The organism is Ancylomarina subtilis (assembly GCF_004217115.1).
Taxonomy (GTDB): domain Bacteria; phylum Bacteroidota; class Bacteroidia; order Bacteroidales; family Marinifilaceae; genus Ancylomarina; species Ancylomarina subtilis.
The window spans coordinates 1955579-1973889 of record NZ_SHKN01000001.1 but is presented as its reverse complement, the minus strand read 5'-3'; the positions used below and the strand labels follow the sequence as shown (position 1 = coordinate 1973889).

Here is an 18311-nt window from a genome sequence, read left to right as displayed (position 1 = left end):
TCATTGAGGGCAGCCTTTTTTTTAACACGATATTAATCTTTATTTAGAGTCGGTTCAATTAAACTTTCAAAAGGTGATATTCCGATTTTGAGGTTAATAATTTTCTATCTTTAGGGGTTTGCTTATTAGCGAACCGCTTAAAAGAAGAGTCAAGCGATGCATTCATCCCAAATCTCATCTATGTTTAATTTTTTAATTAATAATGATGACAAAAAAGTACGATGTAATTATTGTTGGAGCTGGGCCAGCTGGTATTTTCTGTGCCTACGAACTGGTAAAATCAGGTAAGAAACTGAATATTCTAATGCTTGAGAAGGGTAGAGGAATTACCAATCGGAAATGTCCTAAGCATTTTAATGGGGGAACCTGTACGCACTGCAAGCCTTGTAGTATCACAACAGGTTGGGCTGGAGCCGGTGCCTTTTCGGATGGGAAACTTTCCTTGTCGCACGAAGTTGGAGGGACTTTGCCCAAATATCTGGGCGTAGAAAAATCGATAGAACTTATTAAATATACCGATGAGGTCTATTTGGAATTTGGAGCTGATAGTGATATTCATGGCGAGGAGTTTAGCCCTGAAATGCAAGCTATTAGACGAAAAGCAATTGAGGCCAATTTAAAGTTGGTTCATTGTCCGGTTCGACATTTGGGAACAGAAAAAGCCCAGGCCTTGTACAGTAAGCTTTACGATTATCTTACAGGTGAAGGCGTTGAAGTGCAATTTAATTCTGCGGTAAACGACCTGATTATCGAAGATGGGGTGATTAAAGGTGTTCGTAATGGGAGTGGTGACTATTTTGCCGATCAGGTTATGGTTTCTGTTGGACGAGAAGGTGCTGATTGGTTGATGCAGAAATGTGAACAAGAAAAAATTTCGACTGAAGTTGGGGTTGTTGATATAGGGGTTCGAGTTGAGTGTCGGAATGAAATTATGCAAGAAATAAATGATAATTTCTACGAAGCTAAGCTGATTCACTACACCAAGACATTTGATGATAAAGTTCGAACCTTTTGTTCCAATCCCGGAGGATTCGTATCATCAGAATATTACGAGAATAATTTAGCCGTTGTAAATGGTCATAGCTTTAAAGATCTGAAAAGTGATAATACCAATTTTGCTTTATTGGTTTCTCAAAAGTTTACAGAGCCTTTTAATGAGCCCATTGAATATGGTAAACACATTGCCCGTTTGGCAAACATGCTAACAAAGAATCAAATTTTGGTGCAACGTTTTGGCGACTTTATGCGTGGTAGAAGAACCACTAAGGAGCGCTTGTATCGGAATAATATAATTCCAACGCTTAAAGATGCTGTTCCTGGTGATTTAAGCTTGGTTTTACCTCACCGTATACTCAAGGATATTCGTGAGATGATAATGGCTCTGGATAAGGTGACACCCGGTTTGGCTTCTGACGAAACCCTACTTTATGGTGTTGAGGTGAAATTCTACTGTAATGTGGCTAAAGTTGGTAATGACTTTCAGTCTCTGTCTGTTAAGAATCTTTATTTAGGAGGCGATGGACCAGGGATTACTCGTGGTCTGATGCAAGCATCTGTCAATGGCGTTGTGATTGCCCGTGAGTTTCTGAAGAAATTTAACGACTAGTATAAACGAATTAAAAGCAAAGAGCCTGTGTAGATCAATACACAGGCTCTTTTATATTTCGAATAAGCATTTTTATTCCAATTTCAACTTACAGTTGTTTGCTCTGATATTAACCTTTGAGATAGCCTTTTTTGAACCAAATTTACCCTTCGATATCGCTTTTTTGCCATCCATTGTTTTGTTGGATTCCAAATCGAAAGCATTGGTCTTATCAAATTTTACCGCACGATGGTTGATCTCAAAGTCGAAGTTGGCCTTATCACTGAAGCTTAAGCCCAGGTTTCCGAATTTTGAATCGAGTTTCACAAAAGAGAATAGATAATCAACATTGAAAATATACAGATGACCAAAGCTAATATCATAATCAACTTCGCTGCCTAAATGGCTGATGTCAAATTTTGAAAGACTGGAAGAACCATAAAGGGCTTCAATGTCTTTGATATCGAATTTATCGCGAGCCGATTTAATATTCAAATTATCAATACGCCCCAGCTTGTATTCAGAGTCACGGCTTTCACCACTGATTTTATTAGCTTCTTCAATATTAATTTCAGAACCTGCAATATTAACTTCAGCTTGGTTGATTTTACCAATTTTAAGGAAGCTATTCGACTTTAAATCGAAGTTGTTTTTACCCGATAGGTTTTCAGCTGTGAATTCAGTGTAAGCTAAATCAAGTTTAATATTCCCGGAATGATTTGAAATGTAGGTGCGAGAGTCTTTCAAAACCAAATCGAGTTGCGTGCTAGCCGGAAGGTAGATGGTGTAATCTACTTTTATTTTACCCTTGTTGAAAATCGAATTGCTCAATTTTTTAAGACTGAAAAAATCACCGAATACTGTTTTAGCAATAATTAAGTCATCACCTTCAGTCATGTCAATAGTGATATTATCAAGCATGGTTTGAGCCTTTTCAGCCTTATTGCTTTCAGCAGAAATTTCAATATCGAACTTAATCTCATCTTTCTCCCAAGCCTTGAATTCAACACGGCTATAACGTGTGTCAATTTTTAAATTCGAGCTGGCAGTGTAGGTTTTTGTTATATTTTTTGTCTTTATATCTGCTTTGGCATGTAGACTTAATCCTATGCTGAGAATAGCTAATAGGGTCATTTTAATACGTGTCTTCATATCTGGAAAAATTAGTTTTAGAATTGAGTTTAGAAATAAGGCTTTAGTTGATCCTGAATCTCTGAATAAGATTCATCCTTTCAAAATTAAAAAGGCTGGAGAAATAACTAGTCTTTCGGTTGACTTATCCTTCTGATTTTAACAAAGATTAATAAAAGGACGCTAAAAAAAGCTGCAATTCGTCCCATATAATCACCATGTTCGGAAAAGAATGTTTTTCGGAAGTAGAGTTTCACTTCACCAGTTAAAATTGCTTTTTCCCACCATGCACTTTCTTGTTCAATTTCTCCTTTTGTATTGATTAGTGCTGAAATACCATTATTAGCAACTCGAACAATTTGTCTCCTGTTTTCGATAGCCCGTAAACGTGAAAAATCGAAATGAAATTTATAGCCCATAGAATTTTTCCACCAGCCATCATTGGTGATCATGCACATAAAACTTGCGGTTTCAGGTATTCTTTGTGCGCAATAATCTCCAAAGATAGATTCGAAGCAAACGATGGGGACAATTGAAATTGAATCCGATAATATGAAATTGTTTGTTGAATTTCTGTTGCTATAAGTCCCATTGTAGCCGCCAAGTTCCAATGAATATTTTCCTAGAAAACTCAAATATTGCACAAAGGGCATGCGTTCGAAAAGAGGAACCAGTTTCGTTTTGTGATAAAAGTCGGGTTTGTTATTTCGATCAAGTAATAATGCAGAATTAAATGCCTCATAATAATAATTGCCCTCTGAACTAAAACGACTGCCAGCTGGGATTTTATCGCCTAACTTCTGATAGCTATGTACGCCCAGAAAAAAATCAGTTTGCTTGTATTTTTGCTTGAGCTTCAATAATTTTTTGTAAGAATCGGATTCCAATGGCTCATCTTCGTTTATAGCTTGAAGAATCATCGTCTCGGGACCAAATAAAAAATCTGTTTCAGTTTTATTAAGCAGATAATCTGCCTGTTCTAAAAATACATCAAGATGTTTTTCTTCGTTTTCAGGATTAAATTTCTCGGTATAAGGATCGAGATTGGGCTGAATAAGGGAAAAACTTTTACTTGAAATAGGTTTCTCATCTTGATTGTACAAATACAGGGAGAGGCCAATTGGAAGCCCTATCAGTAATAGTGATCCAAGCAGGTTTTTGATATTTCTTTTTTTGTATAAGGAAAAGAGCGCAATATTGAAGAGGATGAGCCATAGGCTGCCACCACGAACTCCTGTATATTCATACCATTGAACGAGTTTGGGCTGAGCTGCAAAAGCGTTACCTAAATTGAGCCATGGCCATGCTAAATCCCATTGTGTGTGAAAATACTCAAAACCCAAACTGATGATTAGAAAAGGGAAAAGAATAGATATTTTAAGTTGTTTTCTTGTAATTGAAATTAACCAAAATACCGTAGCCTGAAGAGCTGAATTGATGAGGATAATAAGAATTGAGCCTAAAAGTTGAGCTTCTGCAACCCACCAATACGATAGTGAATTCCATATGAGGAACGCTAAAAATGTGTAGTTGAACAGCCAGTATGGATTGTCATGTTTGTGGCTTTCCTCTTCTAATATTAGTAGAGGTAAGTATGCAAAGAATATCGTGAAAAACAGGAGGGAATAAGACCAGGGCATGGATAATAAGAGTCCCGATAGTATTGCCAGTAGACTTGTTTTGTATTTCATGTTTTTCAAAATGTTTATCAGATACCTGACTTGAATTAAGTGTTAAAAGTATGGTTTTTATCCTTCTTGTCAAATATTATATTTAATCGTGTTATGCGGTTTTGTGAGTTAAATCCGAATATATTTATTTAGATTGAATATATATAAGTATGAATTTTTCATTATTTACCTAATAATATGTTATCTATACGGGAAGTTTGAGGACCGTGTTTTTGATGCGTCTTCTCTTTATCATTGTTTCGTGTATATCCCTTTATTAAAAGGGAGTGTGTAGTTTTATATCTGTGGTTTCCTATTGTAAATAATAAGTTTAAGTTGTTAGGTTTCTATTCTTAATAAAACTGATTGTAAATGACATTTTGTTTGGTCTACTAATTTTTGGGCTTTTTTTGTTGCTTGAAAGTTTTTTTTACATTCGCCGTTCTCAGAGGGTAATATGCCGGGAGAAAGACTGCTAATGACCATGAATGATCAGGAAAAAATATTGATACTTGGTTTGGCAAATAGGGATAAGAGGGCTTATGCAATTCTTTTTGAGAAGTACCATGCTCCTTTGTTTCGATTTGCAGAAACTTACGTGTGCTGTCCTGGTTTGGCTGAAGATATCGTTCAGGAGGTTTTTATCAAGTTATGGGAAAATCCACTTCGCCGGGTTTCCAAATCTCTTCGATCCTATTTGTTCCTAATGGTTCGTAACGCTTGTATTGATTATTTGCGTTCGGTTCAGGTTGAGGATAAAAAAAAGCAAAAACTTTTTGATGCCCAAATATTATCCGATTCTGCGGATTTAGATATTGATGATAATATCAGTCAGAAAATTAAGGAGGCTATTGAAGAACTTCCAGAACAGTGTCGTGAGGTTTATCAGATGTCAGTTTTTGATGGTCTAAAGTATTCTGAGATTTCTGAGGAACTGAATATTTCGGTAAGCTCCGTCAAGGTTCAGGTTTTTAGAGCTAAAAATAGTCTTCGTGAAAAATTGACTAATCTGCGTGAATTTCTTATCCTCTTCTCATTCACACATCTTCCAAAAAAAGTTTATTAAATCATTTGCCGGAATATGAGTTCCTAATTGATCTCTTCAGTATTTTATACAAATTTTAAGAATTCATCTATTCTTTCTGCTACCTTAAAATCTTACTTGGTTTTCATTTAAGTGTCTTTGTTATAGGTGATTTATGTGTGTTACTTTCTTTTGTATGTCCTCTTTTTGAAAAAAAACATTAAAACTTGTTAACCTTTTTTCACATTTCACGTCTTTAGGGAAAATCAAGTTTTAAGAACTCGAGATTTTATATTAAAAGCTTTAGGATATTATTGAGAATGGGAAATATTGATTGGAACATTATCCAGAAAAAAATTAAAGGTCAGATTAGTTCGACTGAAGAAGAGGTACTCGAAAAATGGTTGAATGCTTCTTTGAAACATCGTACTTATTTTAAGAAGGCAGAGGCATTTCTTAAGAAAGGTGCGGAAGATTTGGATTTGGATCTGGTTCCAAATACCACTAACGAGTTGATGCGAAAATTGGATAGTAAATCTAAAGTGATTCAGATCAGAAGATTTTTAAGTTATTCAGCTGTGATTGCATTGCCTATTCTACTTGCTACTGTGATGTTGTTTTTGGGTGAGAAAAGATTTAATGAGCAGATGGCACAACTCCATATGTCCACAGCTGTTGAATCTGACCAAAATCGAGCTTTACTGATTACTTCATCAGGGAAGACATATGATTTGGAATCGGGGATCGATCAGGCCATCGATGAGGAACAAGGCGTGAAGATTCGAAAATACCTGAAAGCGGGTTTAAAGTATGAAAATAAAACACCATCACAGAAAACGGAATTGGTTTATAATACTTTGAAAACAGCAAAGGGAGGTGAGTATCAATTGGAGTTGGCCGATGGAACAACGGTTTATTTGAATTGCGATTCGGAACTGAGATATCCGGTCAATTTCGGACAAGGTGAACGTCGGGTTGAATTAAAAGGGGAAGCCTTTTTTGAGGTAACCAAAAATGGTCAGGCTTTTATCGTTGATGTTCAGGATGTTTCTGTTGAGGTGTTGGGAACTAAATTTAATGTGATGGCATATGCTGATGAAGAAAGTATTCAAACAACACTCGTGAGTGGTAAAGTAAAAGTTGCTGTCAATTCTGAAGATAAACCGACGAGTCTCTATTTGGAGCCTGGGAAACAGGCAAGTTGGAATAAGTTGAGTGGGGATTTAGATTGTAAAGAGGTGGAAACGGAGCTATATACCAGTTGGGTAGAGGGCTATTTCCGATTCGAAGATCAACGTTTGGAAGATATCATGAGAACAATTTCTCGCTGGTATGATATAAAGGTTTTTTATCAAAATCCGGATTTGAAGAATAAGCGTTTAACAGGAAAACTTCATCGTTTTGAAGACTTTAGTGTTCTGGCAAATATGATTGAAAAAATTTCAGGTGCAGAAGTTGATGAGAATAATAATGCAGTAGTAATAAGAATGAAATAAATCTAATCCAAAAATCGGAAAATGCGCCAACATTTCCCGATCTAAATACAGATAATGAATACCGTGGAGGGTATTCAAATTTTAACTATCCATTTACAAATCTATGAAAAAAATCTTTTTTCAAAACACATTCACCTTTTTTATTCGGTGGATGAGAATGTTACGAACTATGAGAAATGTAATTGTCTTGATGTTAGTGTTTAGCTTACAGGCCAATGCAAGCATTTTTTCACAAAGTCGAATTAATGTTGAGTTGAATAACTCAAGCCTTGAAGAGTTGATCAAAGTTATCGAGGATCAGACTGATATGGGCTTTTTGTATGATGCTTCTCAGCTTAAAGATCTCAAGCCAATTTCAGTAAGTTTTCAGAACGAAACTGTTGAAGCTGTACTAACTAAAGCATTAGAAGATACGGGTTTGGGTTTTGAGGTTGAATACAAAACTATCCTGATAAAGCCTTTATTGCAAAAAAAGGCGACTCAACAGGATAAAAGAGAAATCAAAGGAACTGTTGTTGATGATACTAAATTGCCTTTGCCAGGTGTTTCTGTTGTGGTTAAAGGGACAACCAATGGTGTGTCAACTGATTTTGATGGGCATTACAGCCTTGAAATTCCGGCAACAGGGGATGTTGTTCTGGTTTTTACCTTTATTGGTATGGAACCTCAGGAGATTGCGGTTACCAATCAAACTACCATTGATTTGGTGTTAAAGGGATCTGCTGAGCAATTGGCTGAGGTTGTTGTAACAACAGGTTATCAGAAAATCGATAGAAAGTTGTTTACAGGTTCGGCTACAGTGCTTAAGGCAGAAGAGGCTAAAGTTGCCGGTGTGGCTGATGTAGGACGTATGCTTGAAGGTAAAGTAGCCGGTGTATCGGTACAGAATGTGTCAGGAACCTTTGGTGCTGCACCTAAGATTCGTGTTCGTGGTGCTTCGTCCATTTATGGAGATACCAAGCCGCTTTGGGTTGTTGATGGTGTCGTACTTGAGGATGTGGTGGATATTACACCTGACCAATTATCTTCAGGTGATGCAGCGACTTTAATCTCTTCATCAGTTGCAGGTTTGAATGCCGATGATATCGAAAATTTTCAAATTTTGAAGGATGCTTCAGCAACAGCACTTTATGGGGCCAGAGCAATGAATGGTGTGATTGTGATCACAACTAAAAAAGGTCATACGGGTAAGAACTCCATCAGAGTATCTTCGGAGTTTACCATGAAGATGAAGCCTAATTATGGTGATTACGATATCATGAACTCTCAGGAACAAATGGGAATGTTCATGGAAATGCAGGATAAAGAATGGTTGAATCACGCCGATATGATGCGATCGAAAGATGGAGGTATATTCTATAAGATGTACGAACAGATCAATTCATATGAGAATGGCGAGTATGGTCTTGAAAATACACCAGAGGCGAGAGCAGCTTTCTTGAAAAAATACGAAAGAACAAACACCGATTGGTTTGATATTTTGTTTAGAAATTCATTGCAACAGAATCATTCGGTCTCTTTTTCAGGAGGATCTGAAACCTCTAAATTTTATGTGTCTACATCCTGGTTGCACGACGATGGATGGACTGTTGCTGATAATGTGGATCGTTACACAGTGAATATGCGTGGAGATTTTGATGTGACTGATAAACTTAAAGTTGGTTTACAGACTAAGGGGTCTATCAGACAGCAAAAAACACCTGGTACGTTCAATAGAACCAACGATGCCGTAAATGGGAATTATTCACGTGAGTTTGATATCAACCCTTTCTCTTATGCGATGAATACGAGTCGTACCATTACGCCTTATGACGAGGATGGTAATTATGACTATGTTCGAATGAATTATGCCCCTTTTAATATTCTCGAAGAATATGAGAACAATTACATCAACCTTGATGTTTTGGACTTATCAATTCAGGGGAATGTAGATTATACATTTAATAAGTATTTGAACTATAATTTTACAGGATCTGTTCGTTATGTGAAATCTTCGAATGAGCATATTATTAAAGAAGGATCAAATGTTGTTGGTGCTTATAACGCTGGTGTTGATGATCCATCTATTTCAGAAAGTAACAAATACTTGTGGAAAGATGTTTCACTTCCTAATGCAAGACCTGTTTCAGTATTGCCTTATGGTGGTTTTTACAATAAGGAAAACAATTCCATGCAAAATTTCTACTTCAGAAATATGTTGAATTACAACAGAACTTTTGATGAAATTCATTCGGTGAATGTGATGTTGGGTCAGGAGTTGAAGTATGTGAATCGTCAATACGATTACTTTAATGGATATGGTTTTCAGTATAATAAAGGGGGGGTAGCTTTTACTGATCCTAACATTATTAAAGCCACTAACGAATCAGGATTTTCGTATTATGGTATGGAAGAATATAGAGATCGATTTGTTGCTGCCTTTGCAAATGTAGCCTACTCGTATATGGGTAAATATACCTTTAATGCGACAGCTCGTGTCGATGGTTCTAACCAGTAAGGACAAGCAAAAAGTTCAAGATACCTACCTACATGGAACCTTTCAGGTAAATGGAATGCGAAAGAAGAATCTTATCTTACAGATGTTGAGTGGTTATCTAATCTTTCTTTTAGAGGAACTTATGGTTTGACTGCATCTATGGGACCAGCTAACAATGCTTCTGTTGTTTATCGCAACAAAATTACAACAACACCTCATGATTCTGAGAAGCATAATGCGATGTATATTGAATCACTTGAGAATTCTGAGTTAACCTGGGAGAAGCAATACGAAACCAATATTGGTTTTGATATGGCTTTGTTTAACCGTATTTCAATAAGTGTCGATGCTTATCAAAGAAAAGGATTTGATTTGATTGCCTATGTGAGAACATCAGGAATTGGTGGAGAAGGTTGGAAATTTGCCAACTATGCTGATATGACTTCAAAGGGTATTGAGTTTAGCTTAGGAACCAAGAATATTGAGACTAACGATTTTTCTTGGTCATCTAACCTGACTTTCGCCTATAATAAAAATGAAATTACAACTTTGAAAAACCGCCCAATGATCTTCGACTTGGTGAAGGCTGAAGGTGGTGCGATTCAAGGTGGTCCGGTTCGAGGTTTATACTCAATTCCATTTGCAGGTTTAAGCGAGCTTGGAATGCCTCAATTCTACGATGAGAATGGTAAGGTGACAGAGCAAGTCTATTTTCAGGATGATGCAGTTGCTCATTTGAAGTACGAAGGTTCTATTGATCCAAAAGTAACAGGTGGTTTATCGAATGTATTTACCTATAAGAATTGGAAGCTGAATGCATTTTGTACTTACCAATTTGGAAATGTGATTCGTCTGTATCCATCATTCCATGCTTCATATAGCGATATGGATGCTGTAACAAAAGATATGAACAACAGATGGTTGATGCCAGGTGATGAAGCTCATACCAACATTCCTGTCATTGCAAACAAACGTACCTACGATAAGTATGGTTATGAGTTGGAATCGACCTATAATGCCTTCAATTTCTCAGATCAGAGAGTAGCAAAGGGTGATTTTATCAGATTAAAGGAAATTTCATTGGAATATAAGTTGCCTAGAAATTTCCTTGACAAAGTAGGTCTTACCAGTGCTTCATTACCCCATATTCGATGTTGAATGAGAATGAGGATTTTGTGGAGATTGTGGCAGCCATGCTCGATAAGGTGAAATACAGCAATGAGCCAAAACTTTATAATACACAGTTGAAAGATGAACAAGGCAATCTAACTACTGAAAAGGGTGATGTTTATTTGTCGGAATGGGAAGCCTATTTGTATTCCTGGGCCGTTACCACAGAGTATGATGAGAATTGGCAATCTATAATGGTGCTAACTCCTGAGGGGAAAGAAGGCTACGATAAGTTTACTGCCAAAGTGGATATTGTGACGACCTATTACAAAGAAAAATGGGGGATTGATTTATACAGCCTGCAAAAAAGAATTGAGACGGCTGTTAATAACTTAACCTTTTAAAATTTAAAGCTATGAAAAGATTATTAATATATGTTTTTGCAATGCTTGCCATCTTCTCATCATGCGATGACGATTTTGAGTATGCATTTGATAAAACACCCACAGAAAGGAAAGCAGAGGCGAATAGCGAATTAAATCGCCTTTTATGCGAATCAGAATTTGGTTGGAAAACTACTATGATTCTTAACGAAGACAATCTTGATAATGAAAAGCCTATTCTTGGGGATTTTTTCGTTTTCAAATTTACCAAAAATGAAGCTGCTGACGATGGTGTTGTGACTATTTCATCGCGAAGTGGCAGTGCCGATTCTGAATATGCTATTGGTCAGCAGATGGGTACAACTTTAAGTTTTGTCACACCCAATCCTATCTTTTTTTGGTTGGTTAATCCTACTAGCTTCCCTAACAACCCTAATGGTTATGGTGCCGAAATGGAATATATTTTCATGAAGGAAGATGATGGAAAACTATATTTTCAAGGGAAGGCTTTTGAAAATCAATTGGTATTGGAAAAAGCAAATGAAAAGGATGCTGATGTGTCTGTTATTGCCGAAGCCAGTGAAAATTTCTTGGAGTCGAATTCTAAAAACTTTTTCTTTTTAGAAATAACAGAGGGTGTTGCAAATGCCTCAGCAGAAGCACCTCTTTATGTTCAGATAACTACCCCTCCATATGCACAGTATTTCGAAGAAAGTTTAAAAGAAATGTTCTACGAATTTAGATATGTTGTAGATGGGGTAAGAACTAGAACTAATGCTGCAGGTTATATTTTCACAAACGAGGGTATTCTTTTTTCTGATCCTTTAGTTATTGGGCAGGATAGCATTAGCAAGCTTGTGTATAATGAGAGTAATGATGAATGGATGATTGCTGATGAGGGAATTACAGGTCGAATTTTACCTGCTGATCTGCCTCTCATTGCAACACCAGGCATTGTCGATTTGTTTATTGATGATTTCTTCAGTCGTGATTACTGCTTGATGCTTGACCCATGGGGGTGTCATGGTCCACTGGCTGACATTATGAATGATCATATGTATAGCTACGAAGCACCTCGATTGAATAGTGTTAAAATTAAGAATAAATATGTTTCTCCCGAAGGTCAGGATTTAGGTGCAGGAGTCGTATTCGAACAATATGATGAAAATTATAATAAAGTATCCGCTTTTCTTCCTATTAAGATGATCAAAGAGGGGGAAAACCATATCATATTTGAACGCAATGGTGATGTTGTGACCGAAATTGATGGAGCTGCTGATAAGATTGCTAATGATGCTCATCTTGCAAAACTGTTCGACTTAATTTTCGACGAGCAGGGATGGATGATTGGTTGTGATGTTATAACTCTGGATACGGGTTCTGTTCACTACGATTGTATATTCTACAATGTGGCTCATCCAGAGAATCAAATCGAATATATGGGAAGCTTCTGGTAGGCTTTTATTCTATCTATTGGGGATACAGTACACATATTATTTCAAAAGAGCTCTCCGATTTAACTCGGAGAGTATATATCACTATTGTTTATAACTTTTATAATTGAGTATACAGTTAATAATCATTGTTTTTATCTGATATAATGATTTTAAATAAATTTAGTTAGTTGGTCGGTTGGAGAGCTTTTCTGATGGGATTTATCCCAATCATGAGGGGCTCTCTTTTCCGGCTTTGTATTATTAGTTATGCACTCAGGTTCAATTGTTGAAATTTAATCCTATGAAAAAAATAATTATAGCATTTTTGTTTTTTGGAGTATTTCTAAGTGTTTCATATTTCGGTGTAGAATACTTATCGGATATGATTTTTAATGATACAAGAGGGGCTTTAAAATCAGAAATTATAAGATCCATAATTGTTGGTGGTGTCACGGCTCTTTTACTTGTAATAGCAAATAGAAAATCATTAAGAAAGGGGAAGCGTTAGAGCAAGGAGTTGCCTTATCTAATGTATTAGAAAGCCCATGTTTTGATTTAATACACAGCAATCATGAAACTCAAGACTTATTCAGAGATTTCTTTTTATTTATCGATGTTGGCTCTCCTTTGGTTTACTCCGGATTTGAATACTTAAAAACACCTATTCTAATTATCCTGGGTATTCTATTTGTGTACAGGGCAATAAAGTTTTTTTGTAGAAAAAGTTGAAGGGTTTATCGATGTGTCAGATTAACGCCCACAAGTATGAGGCAAATAGCTAGAATTTGACTGATGGTAATTTGATCACCTCCAATAGTAATGCCCCAAAATAAAGCGACAACAGGAATGAGATAGGCTATGGATGCAGCAAAAACATGTGACGATCGTTTTATCAATTGGTTATAGAAGATGACGCCAAAAAAGGTTAAAACAGCTAATAAAGCAAGCATCGCTGCACTTTGTGTGAAATTATCAGAATGAACAGCCGTTTGCAAATCGGTAGTTAAAAGGAAAATACCAGCCATTGGACCTACAAATAGAAAGGCCAGTGATGCAATTTCAATACCGTTTAGTTTAAGCAAAGCAAAACTGATTAAATTGATACTAACTGCAACCGAAAGAATCGCCATAAACACATAAAATACGCCCATTATCTGTGTGCTGCCAAAGGAATCTCCCGTAAGGGCTATGATGCAAGATCCTATTAAACCCAGACTGATTCCTAAAAGCATATTGCGATTCGACTTGCTCTTGAAAAGTAAAATTGCAAGAATAAGAGTGATACTTGGCAGCATGGCATTGAGCATGCCGGCTGTTGATGAATTGATGAGGGTTTGAGCCTTGGCAAAGAAGAATGAAGGGCCTATGTTTCCGGCTATGCCGGAAAGCAATAAGGGCCCTATATTTTCTTTATTGAGTTTATTGAAATTTTTAAATATGAGTGGCAGAAACAAAACGAAGGATAAGAAAACCTGAAATGCAGCAACCTGACTGTGCGTGAAACTTTTAAGTGCGATTTCTCTCAGAATATAGGGGCTGCCCCAAATAAAAGAAACCAATAGGAGTAAAAGCCAGTTTTTGTATTTGTCTTGTAGCATGTTTTGTCTCTATTCTCAGTTATTTAGTCTTTATCCTCTTCGAAAGCCTTGTATTTAGCTGTTAGTGTCGCTATCATTTCGCTAAAAGAACTCACCGCCGCAAGCGTATCTTTTGAAACTTCCTTTTTCTGAAGGCGCAGCAATAGAATACCATAAAGGGCTGTCAGGCACAGTTCGATATCATTATTCTCATCCGTTGCTTGCGATTTGCTTCTGAATTCGGCAATATGACCAGCCGACTTTTGAAACAAAGCAATATAGGTCGTATCCTTTTTGTTATTAAGTAAGTGCAAGTGGAAATCGAATAGCTCGTTTATATTGTTCTTGATGATTTGAAGGTGACCTTTTTCTTCGATCTTTTCAATTTTCATCATCTCGATTAGGTTTTCATACCAGTCCCTAATCTCAGTTTGTTTTTCTTCAGGTTGATTGAAATGTTTAAGAACGGCTTCTGAAATCAAGTTAATGTCAAATTTATAAGCTCTAATCAAGTCCTCAATTTGCCACATGTAAAGAATATATTCAGCTAAATTGGTCTTTCTTTTTTCTTGTGCTATAATCATCTTTGGAATTTCTTTTATTAAATCGTTTCGAATATTCGTTTATTCATTTCCTTTAAGCTTGTCAATCATTCGTCTGTCATGCTTGGTGGGTCTGCCAATACTTCGGTCCCTTTTTTCGAAGCCAAAGTTTTTAGTTGCATCCAGCAAATTGAGTTGATCCTGAGCTGTTACATCTTTCACAAAATCGACGGCTAGTTTTGCAGACATTCGCTTGCCCGAAATTGCAAGAACTTTATATGATCGGGTAATAGGAGGAACTCTTAAATTGATCACTTCGCCTTGTTTCACCTCACGGGATGGTTTAATGGTAACCCCCTCAATAGTAACTTTCCCTTTTTTACAAGCTTCGGCCGCCATGCTTCGCGTTTTGAAAATACGAACAGCCCATAGCCATTTGTCAATTCTTACCTTATCGTTCATAGTGTACTTTCAATTCTGAGATAATTAGGTCTAATTTTAAGCCTTATTGGGCAGACTCGTTGTTCGCTTTTTTAGGCTCTTTTTTTGTGTTGTAAGCCGTCATGGTGCGTTGCACACCTATCGTGCTTATTCCCTTAATCATGTTGATACAGATTTTATAAAGCTCGGGTAGTTTTTCAAGCTCTTCTTCTGACCATTTGCCAAGGACGTAATCAATTTGTTTGCCTTTGCTGAAATCAGATCCAATACCAAAACGTAATCGGGTATAGTTTTGATGGCCTAAGGTTTCGTTGATGTGTTTCAATCCATTATGTCCCGCATCACTTCCCTTGGGACGTAAGCGAAGAGTTCCGAATGGAAGCGCCAAATCGTCAACCAAAATCATCATGTTCTCAACAGGAATATTTTCTTTTTGTAGCCAATAGTTTACAGCCTTACCACTTAAATTCATGTAGGTGCTTGGTTTCACCAGAATATACTGACGCCCCTTGAATTTATATTCTGCAATGGCTCCATATCGGCCATCTTTAAACTCAATTTTGGCCATTTCAGCCAAAGCATCTAAAATTCTAAAACCAACATTGTGACGGGTGTGATAATATTCAGGTCCAATATTTCCGAGTCCGACAATTAAGTACTTCATATTAGCGTTTTTTTCAGAGTCATTGGCTTTATTTCCCAAGAATAAATTTTTAATACATTTAAACATGTTACTCGTAATTTGTAAGGAGAATAAAGGCCAATTTAATCAATAGTTTTTATCTATTATGCTAGAGTTATAAGTTCGTTCCATTTTATTGTGAACGTAAATATAAGTTGGTTCCAAAAATAAAACTCCCAAGCGCAATGGCTTGGGAGCTTGTATTTTCACCGATATTTCTATCAGTATGCTTTTGACAATGCTTATTTGCCTTGTGCAGCCATTGCAGCAGCACGAGCAGCTCTGGTAAGTTTTACCTGAACAACAACAGCATTTTTAGCGTTCAATAATTCTAAATTTTCATAGTTTAAAGCACCAACCTGGATACTTTTTCCTAATCCCAACTCAGTAACATTAATTGGAAGAGCTTCAGGAAGATCTTTCATCAATGCTTTTACCTTAAGTTTTCTAAGGTTTACTGCAAGCTTACCACCTGACTGTACACCAACTGCGAAACCTTCAACTTTGATAGGTACTTCAACTTCGAATGCTTTATCTTCAGTTACCTGGAAGAAATCAACGTGAAGTGGCTTATCAGTTACTGGGTGGTACTGAACTTCTCTCATTACTGAAGTAAATACTTTTCCTTCAACATCGAATTTTACAATATACACCTCAGGAGTGAAAAGCAATTTTTTAAGATCTTTTTCTTGTACAGAAAAGTGAATGTTTTCTTCACCACCGTAAAGTTCGCAAGGAACTAATTCTGCTCTACGCAAAGCTTTAGTTGCTTTTTTTCCTAGATCTGTTCTTAATGAACCTTTTAATTCTAAAGTTTTCATTTTACTTTTTTTGCTGTGTTACTCAATACAAATTTCATCGCCTTTGGTAAGTAGGCTCAAGTCATATCCCATCACACGATTATAAATAGTTTTACCAAAATTCGCCGCAAATATATCAATTAAATAATAAAGTTCGAGCTAATTGACTCGTTATTATAAACATTAAGGATTGTTTTTGCGAAAATATCAGCAATTGTTAGTGTTTTAATCTTAGAAGAAACACCATCCAATTGGATAGAATCGGTGAAAATAACCTCTACAAGCGAAGATGCATCGATTCTTTCGTTTGCCGGACCAGAAAGAACAGCGTGTGAAGCAATAGCTCTAACGCTTAGCGCTCCTTTTTCTTTTAGCATGTCGGCAGCTTTTGCAATGGTTCCTGCAGTATCAATCATGTCGTCCACAATAACAACATTTTTGCCATCTACATCACCAATAGCAGTCATTTCACCAACTACATTCGCTTTTTCTCTTCTTTTGTGACAAATGGCAAGGCCAGCATTTAAATACTTGGCATAGGCATTTGCTCGTTTACTACCTCCCATATCCGGAGAAGCAATGACAAGATTCTCAAGATTTAATTCCTTAATGTGAGGTAATAATACCGATGAACCATAAAGGTGATCAACCGGGATGTCAAAGAATCCTTGAATTTGATCAGCATGTAAGTCCATTGTCATAACACGGTCTACGCCTGCAGCCATTAATAGGTTGGCTACTAGTTTTGCCCCGATAGCTACTCTGGGACGATCTTTTCTGTCCTGACGAGCAAACCCGAAATATGGCATTACGGCACAAACTTTATAAGCAGATGCTCTTTTGGCAGCATCAATCATCATTAAAAGTTCCATTAAGTTGTCAGCAGGAGGAACAGTAGACTGAACGATAAATACATGTGATCCACGAACGGTCTCTTCGAAAGCAACTTCAAATTCACCATCACTAAAGTTGATGATACTTGAGTTACCGACTTCTAATCCGGCTGCTTTAGCAATTTCGGCTGCTAATTTTTCACTCTTTGAACCTGCAAAAATTTTAATTGGGGCATTCATAAGTTGGCTGTTTTACTGATGTTGTAAGTGACTCTAGTACACTGTTTATTGAATTGATTAAATTCTTTATAACTGCACTAAAATAATGATGGTGCAAATTTAAGAATATAAACTAGTTTTTAATAAAAAATGGAGTGCAAATGTTGTATTTGTACTCTTGTATTTGAACGAGTTAATTGATTGGGGCTTATAATGAAAAAAGAAGATTTCGGAGGGAAATCTTCTTTGCTTGTATTTTTTAGAAGCTGACAATCTTATTGGTTTCTTCGATAAAATTTAAAATCTCTTCTTGTCCCATTCCGGATGAAGAGGAACTGATAATATAAGGAGGCATTTCTTCCCATCTTACCAGCATTTGTTTTTTGTATGCTTCAATGTTATCAGCCAGTTTCTTTTTTGTAAGCTTATCGGCTTTCGTGAAAATGATGGAAAAAGCAATACCGTTTACATTCAACCATTCCATAAAGTTAAGGTCGATTTGTTGTGCATCGTGACGTGAATCAACCAAAACAAATAGGTTAACTAAATTTTCACGGCTTTCGATATAGCTATAGATGATTTTACTGAAACCACTGCGTAAGTTTTTTGAAACTTTGGCATAACCATATCCGGGAAGGTCGACCAAGTACCATTCTTTATTAATCAAGAAATGGTTGATCAGTTGGGTTTTTCCTGGTTTTCCTGAAATTTTAGCTAAACTCTTGTGATTCGTTAGCATGTTAATCAGGGATGATTTCCCAACATTCGAACGTCCAATAAAAGCATACTCCGGCATATTCGCTTTGGGGCATTTTTTTACTTCGCTATTCGAGATTATAAATTCGGCTGTATTGACCTTCATGTTTTATATTTTTTTTGCTGGGCAAAGTTAATCAGAAACTTGCT

At 36.5% G+C, this 18311-nt stretch carries 16 protein-coding genes and 1 pseudogene; 8 read left to right on the top strand and 9 right to left on the bottom strand.

From position 1 onward, the window contains the following. The first annotated feature begins 205 nt into the window (after positions 1-205). The gene (locus EV201_RS07955; RefSeq protein ID WP_207224415.1) at positions 206-1606 is read left to right on the top strand and encodes an NAD(P)/FAD-dependent oxidoreductase; all 1401 of its coding nucleotides are present in this window, start codon (positions 206-208) and stop codon (positions 1604-1606) included. Positions 1607-1678: 72 nt separating this feature from the next. Here EV201_RS07955 and EV201_RS07950 read toward each other — a convergent pair whose 3' ends face one another. Next, positions 1679-2737 (bottom strand): hypothetical protein, encoded by a 1059-nt coding sequence (locus tag EV201_RS07950; RefSeq protein ID WP_130307068.1) that lies wholly within the window; start codon positions 2735-2737, stop codon positions 1679-1681. A 107-nt stretch (positions 2738-2844) separates the two neighbouring features. Next, a complete protein-coding gene (gene lnt, locus EV201_RS07945) occupies positions 2845-4407 on the bottom strand; it encodes an apolipoprotein N-acyltransferase (protein ID WP_130307067.1) in 1563 nt (520 codons plus the stop codon). 463 nt (positions 4408-4870) lie between these two features. Between lnt and EV201_RS07940 the strand changes: the two genes are divergently transcribed. The 7 genes and pseudogenes from EV201_RS07940 (at position 4871) to EV201_RS07910 (ending at position 12819) form a co-directional block, all read left to right on the top strand. Further along, the gene (locus EV201_RS07940) at positions 4871-5452 is read left to right on the top strand and encodes an RNA polymerase sigma factor (protein WP_165389618.1); all 582 of its coding nucleotides are present in this window, start codon (positions 4871-4873) and stop codon (positions 5450-5452) included. A gap of 278 nt (positions 5453-5730) precedes the next feature. Continuing rightward, positions 5731-6906: a FecR family protein gene (locus EV201_RS07935; protein WP_130307065.1), complete on the top strand. Its 1176-nt coding sequence runs from the start codon at positions 5731-5733 to the stop codon at positions 6904-6906. A 169-nt stretch (positions 6907-7075) separates the two neighbouring features. Beyond that, complete coding sequence (locus tag EV201_RS07930; RefSeq protein WP_165389617.1) at positions 7076-9403, top strand: SusC/RagA family TonB-linked outer membrane protein; 2328 nt, start codon at positions 7076-7078, stop codon at positions 9401-9403. Positions 9404-9445: 42 nt separating this feature from the next. Next, positions 9446-10540 (top strand): annotated as a pseudogene (locus EV201_RS07925) (TonB-dependent receptor domain-containing protein); the annotation flags it as partial. Then, the gene (locus tag EV201_RS07920; RefSeq protein WP_130307062.1) at positions 10534-10896 is read left to right on the top strand and encodes a putative zinc-binding metallopeptidase; all 363 of its coding nucleotides are present in this window, start codon (positions 10534-10536) and stop codon (positions 10894-10896) included. The pseudogene EV201_RS07925 and the gene EV201_RS07920, both read left to right, overlap by 7 nt. Positions 10897-10907: 11 nt before the next feature. Further along, positions 10908-12332: a DUF4302 domain-containing protein gene (locus EV201_RS07915; protein WP_130307061.1), complete on the top strand. Its 1425-nt coding sequence runs from the start codon at positions 10908-10910 to the stop codon at positions 12330-12332. A 280-nt stretch (positions 12333-12612) separates the two neighbouring features. Next, positions 12613-12819: a hypothetical protein gene (locus tag EV201_RS07910; RefSeq protein ID WP_130307060.1), complete on the top strand. Its 207-nt coding sequence runs from the start codon at positions 12613-12615 to the stop codon at positions 12817-12819. Between the two features lie 226 nt (positions 12820-13045). On the opposite strand, the gene EV201_RS07905 is transcribed toward EV201_RS07910, so the two are convergent. The 7 genes from EV201_RS07905 to yihA form a co-directional block, all read right to left on the bottom strand. Continuing rightward, positions 13046-13909 carry a DMT family transporter gene (locus tag EV201_RS07905; protein ID WP_130307059.1) on the bottom strand — a complete coding sequence of 288 codons (864 nt, stop codon included), beginning with the start codon at positions 13907-13909 and terminating at the stop codon, positions 13046-13048. 23 nt (positions 13910-13932) lie between these two features. Next, positions 13933-14472, bottom strand: coding sequence for a DUF4924 family protein (locus EV201_RS07900; RefSeq protein WP_130307058.1), 540 nt, complete (start codon positions 14470-14472; stop codon positions 13933-13935). 39 nt (positions 14473-14511) lie between these two features. Then, on the bottom strand, positions 14512-14892 hold the full coding sequence (locus tag EV201_RS07895) for an RNA-binding S4 domain-containing protein (RefSeq protein WP_130307057.1): 381 nt from the start codon (positions 14890-14892) through the stop codon (positions 14512-14514). A gap of 43 nt (positions 14893-14935) precedes the next feature. Then, positions 14936-15535, bottom strand: a complete 600-nt coding sequence (pth, locus tag EV201_RS07890) for an aminoacyl-tRNA hydrolase (RefSeq protein ID WP_130307056.1) — start codon at positions 15533-15535, stop codon at positions 14936-14938. A 260-nt stretch (positions 15536-15795) separates the two neighbouring features. Then, complete coding sequence (locus EV201_RS07885; protein WP_130307055.1) at positions 15796-16374, bottom strand: 50S ribosomal protein L25/general stress protein Ctc; 579 nt, start codon at positions 16372-16374, stop codon at positions 15796-15798. A 119-nt stretch (positions 16375-16493) separates the two neighbouring features. Further along, positions 16494-17426, bottom strand: a complete 933-nt coding sequence (locus EV201_RS07880) for a ribose-phosphate pyrophosphokinase (RefSeq protein WP_130307054.1) — start codon at positions 17424-17426, stop codon at positions 16494-16496. A 238-nt stretch (positions 17427-17664) separates the two neighbouring features. Next, on the bottom strand, positions 17665-18267 hold the full coding sequence (gene yihA / locus EV201_RS07875) for a ribosome biogenesis GTP-binding protein YihA/YsxC (RefSeq protein ID WP_130307053.1): 603 nt from the start codon (positions 18265-18267) through the stop codon (positions 17665-17667). Positions 18268-18311 lie beyond the last annotated feature (44 nt).

Excerpts from the sequence above, each read along its gene's own strand:
- EV201_RS07955 (WP_207224415.1), top strand. The coding sequence starts at position 206 with ATGACAAAAAAGTACGATGTAATTATTGTTGGAGCTGGGCCAGCTGGT.
- EV201_RS07950 (WP_130307068.1), bottom strand. The coding sequence starts at position 2,737 with ATGAAGACACGTATTAAAATGACCCTATTAGCTATTCTCAGCATAGGA.
- lnt (WP_130307067.1), bottom strand. The coding sequence starts at position 4,407 with ATGAAATACAAAACAAGTCTACTGGCAATACTATCGGGACTCTTATTA.
- EV201_RS07940 (WP_165389618.1), top strand. The coding sequence starts at position 4,871 with ATGAATGATCAGGAAAAAATATTGATACTTGGTTTGGCAAATAGGGAT.
- EV201_RS07935 (WP_130307065.1), top strand. The coding sequence starts at position 5,731 with ATGGGAAATATTGATTGGAACATTATCCAGAAAAAAATTAAAGGTCAG.
- EV201_RS07930 (WP_165389617.1), top strand. The coding sequence starts at position 7,076 with ATGAGAAATGTAATTGTCTTGATGTTAGTGTTTAGCTTACAGGCCAAT.
- EV201_RS07920 (WP_130307062.1), top strand. The coding sequence starts at position 10,534 with ATGTTGAATGAGAATGAGGATTTTGTGGAGATTGTGGCAGCCATGCTC.
- EV201_RS07915 (WP_130307061.1), top strand. The coding sequence starts at position 10,908 with ATGAAAAGATTATTAATATATGTTTTTGCAATGCTTGCCATCTTCTCA.
- EV201_RS07910 (WP_130307060.1), top strand. The coding sequence starts at position 12,613 with ATGAAAAAAATAATTATAGCATTTTTGTTTTTTGGAGTATTTCTAAGT.
- EV201_RS07905 (WP_130307059.1), bottom strand. The coding sequence starts at position 13,909 with ATGCTACAAGACAAATACAAAAACTGGCTTTTACTCCTATTGGTTTCT.
- EV201_RS07900 (WP_130307058.1), bottom strand. The coding sequence starts at position 14,472 with ATGATTATAGCACAAGAAAAAAGAAAGACCAATTTAGCTGAATATATT.
- EV201_RS07895 (WP_130307057.1), bottom strand. The coding sequence starts at position 14,892 with ATGAACGATAAGGTAAGAATTGACAAATGGCTATGGGCTGTTCGTATT.
- pth (WP_130307056.1), bottom strand. The coding sequence starts at position 15,535 with ATGAAGTACTTAATTGTCGGACTCGGAAATATTGGACCTGAATATTAT.
- EV201_RS07885 (WP_130307055.1), bottom strand. The coding sequence starts at position 16,374 with ATGAAAACTTTAGAATTAAAAGGTTCATTAAGAACAGATCTAGGAAAA.
- EV201_RS07880 (WP_130307054.1), bottom strand. The coding sequence starts at position 17,426 with ATGAATGCCCCAATTAAAATTTTTGCAGGTTCAAAGAGTGAAAAATTA.
- yihA (WP_130307053.1), bottom strand. The coding sequence starts at position 18,267 with ATGAAGGTCAATACAGCCGAATTTATAATCTCGAATAGCGAAGTAAAA.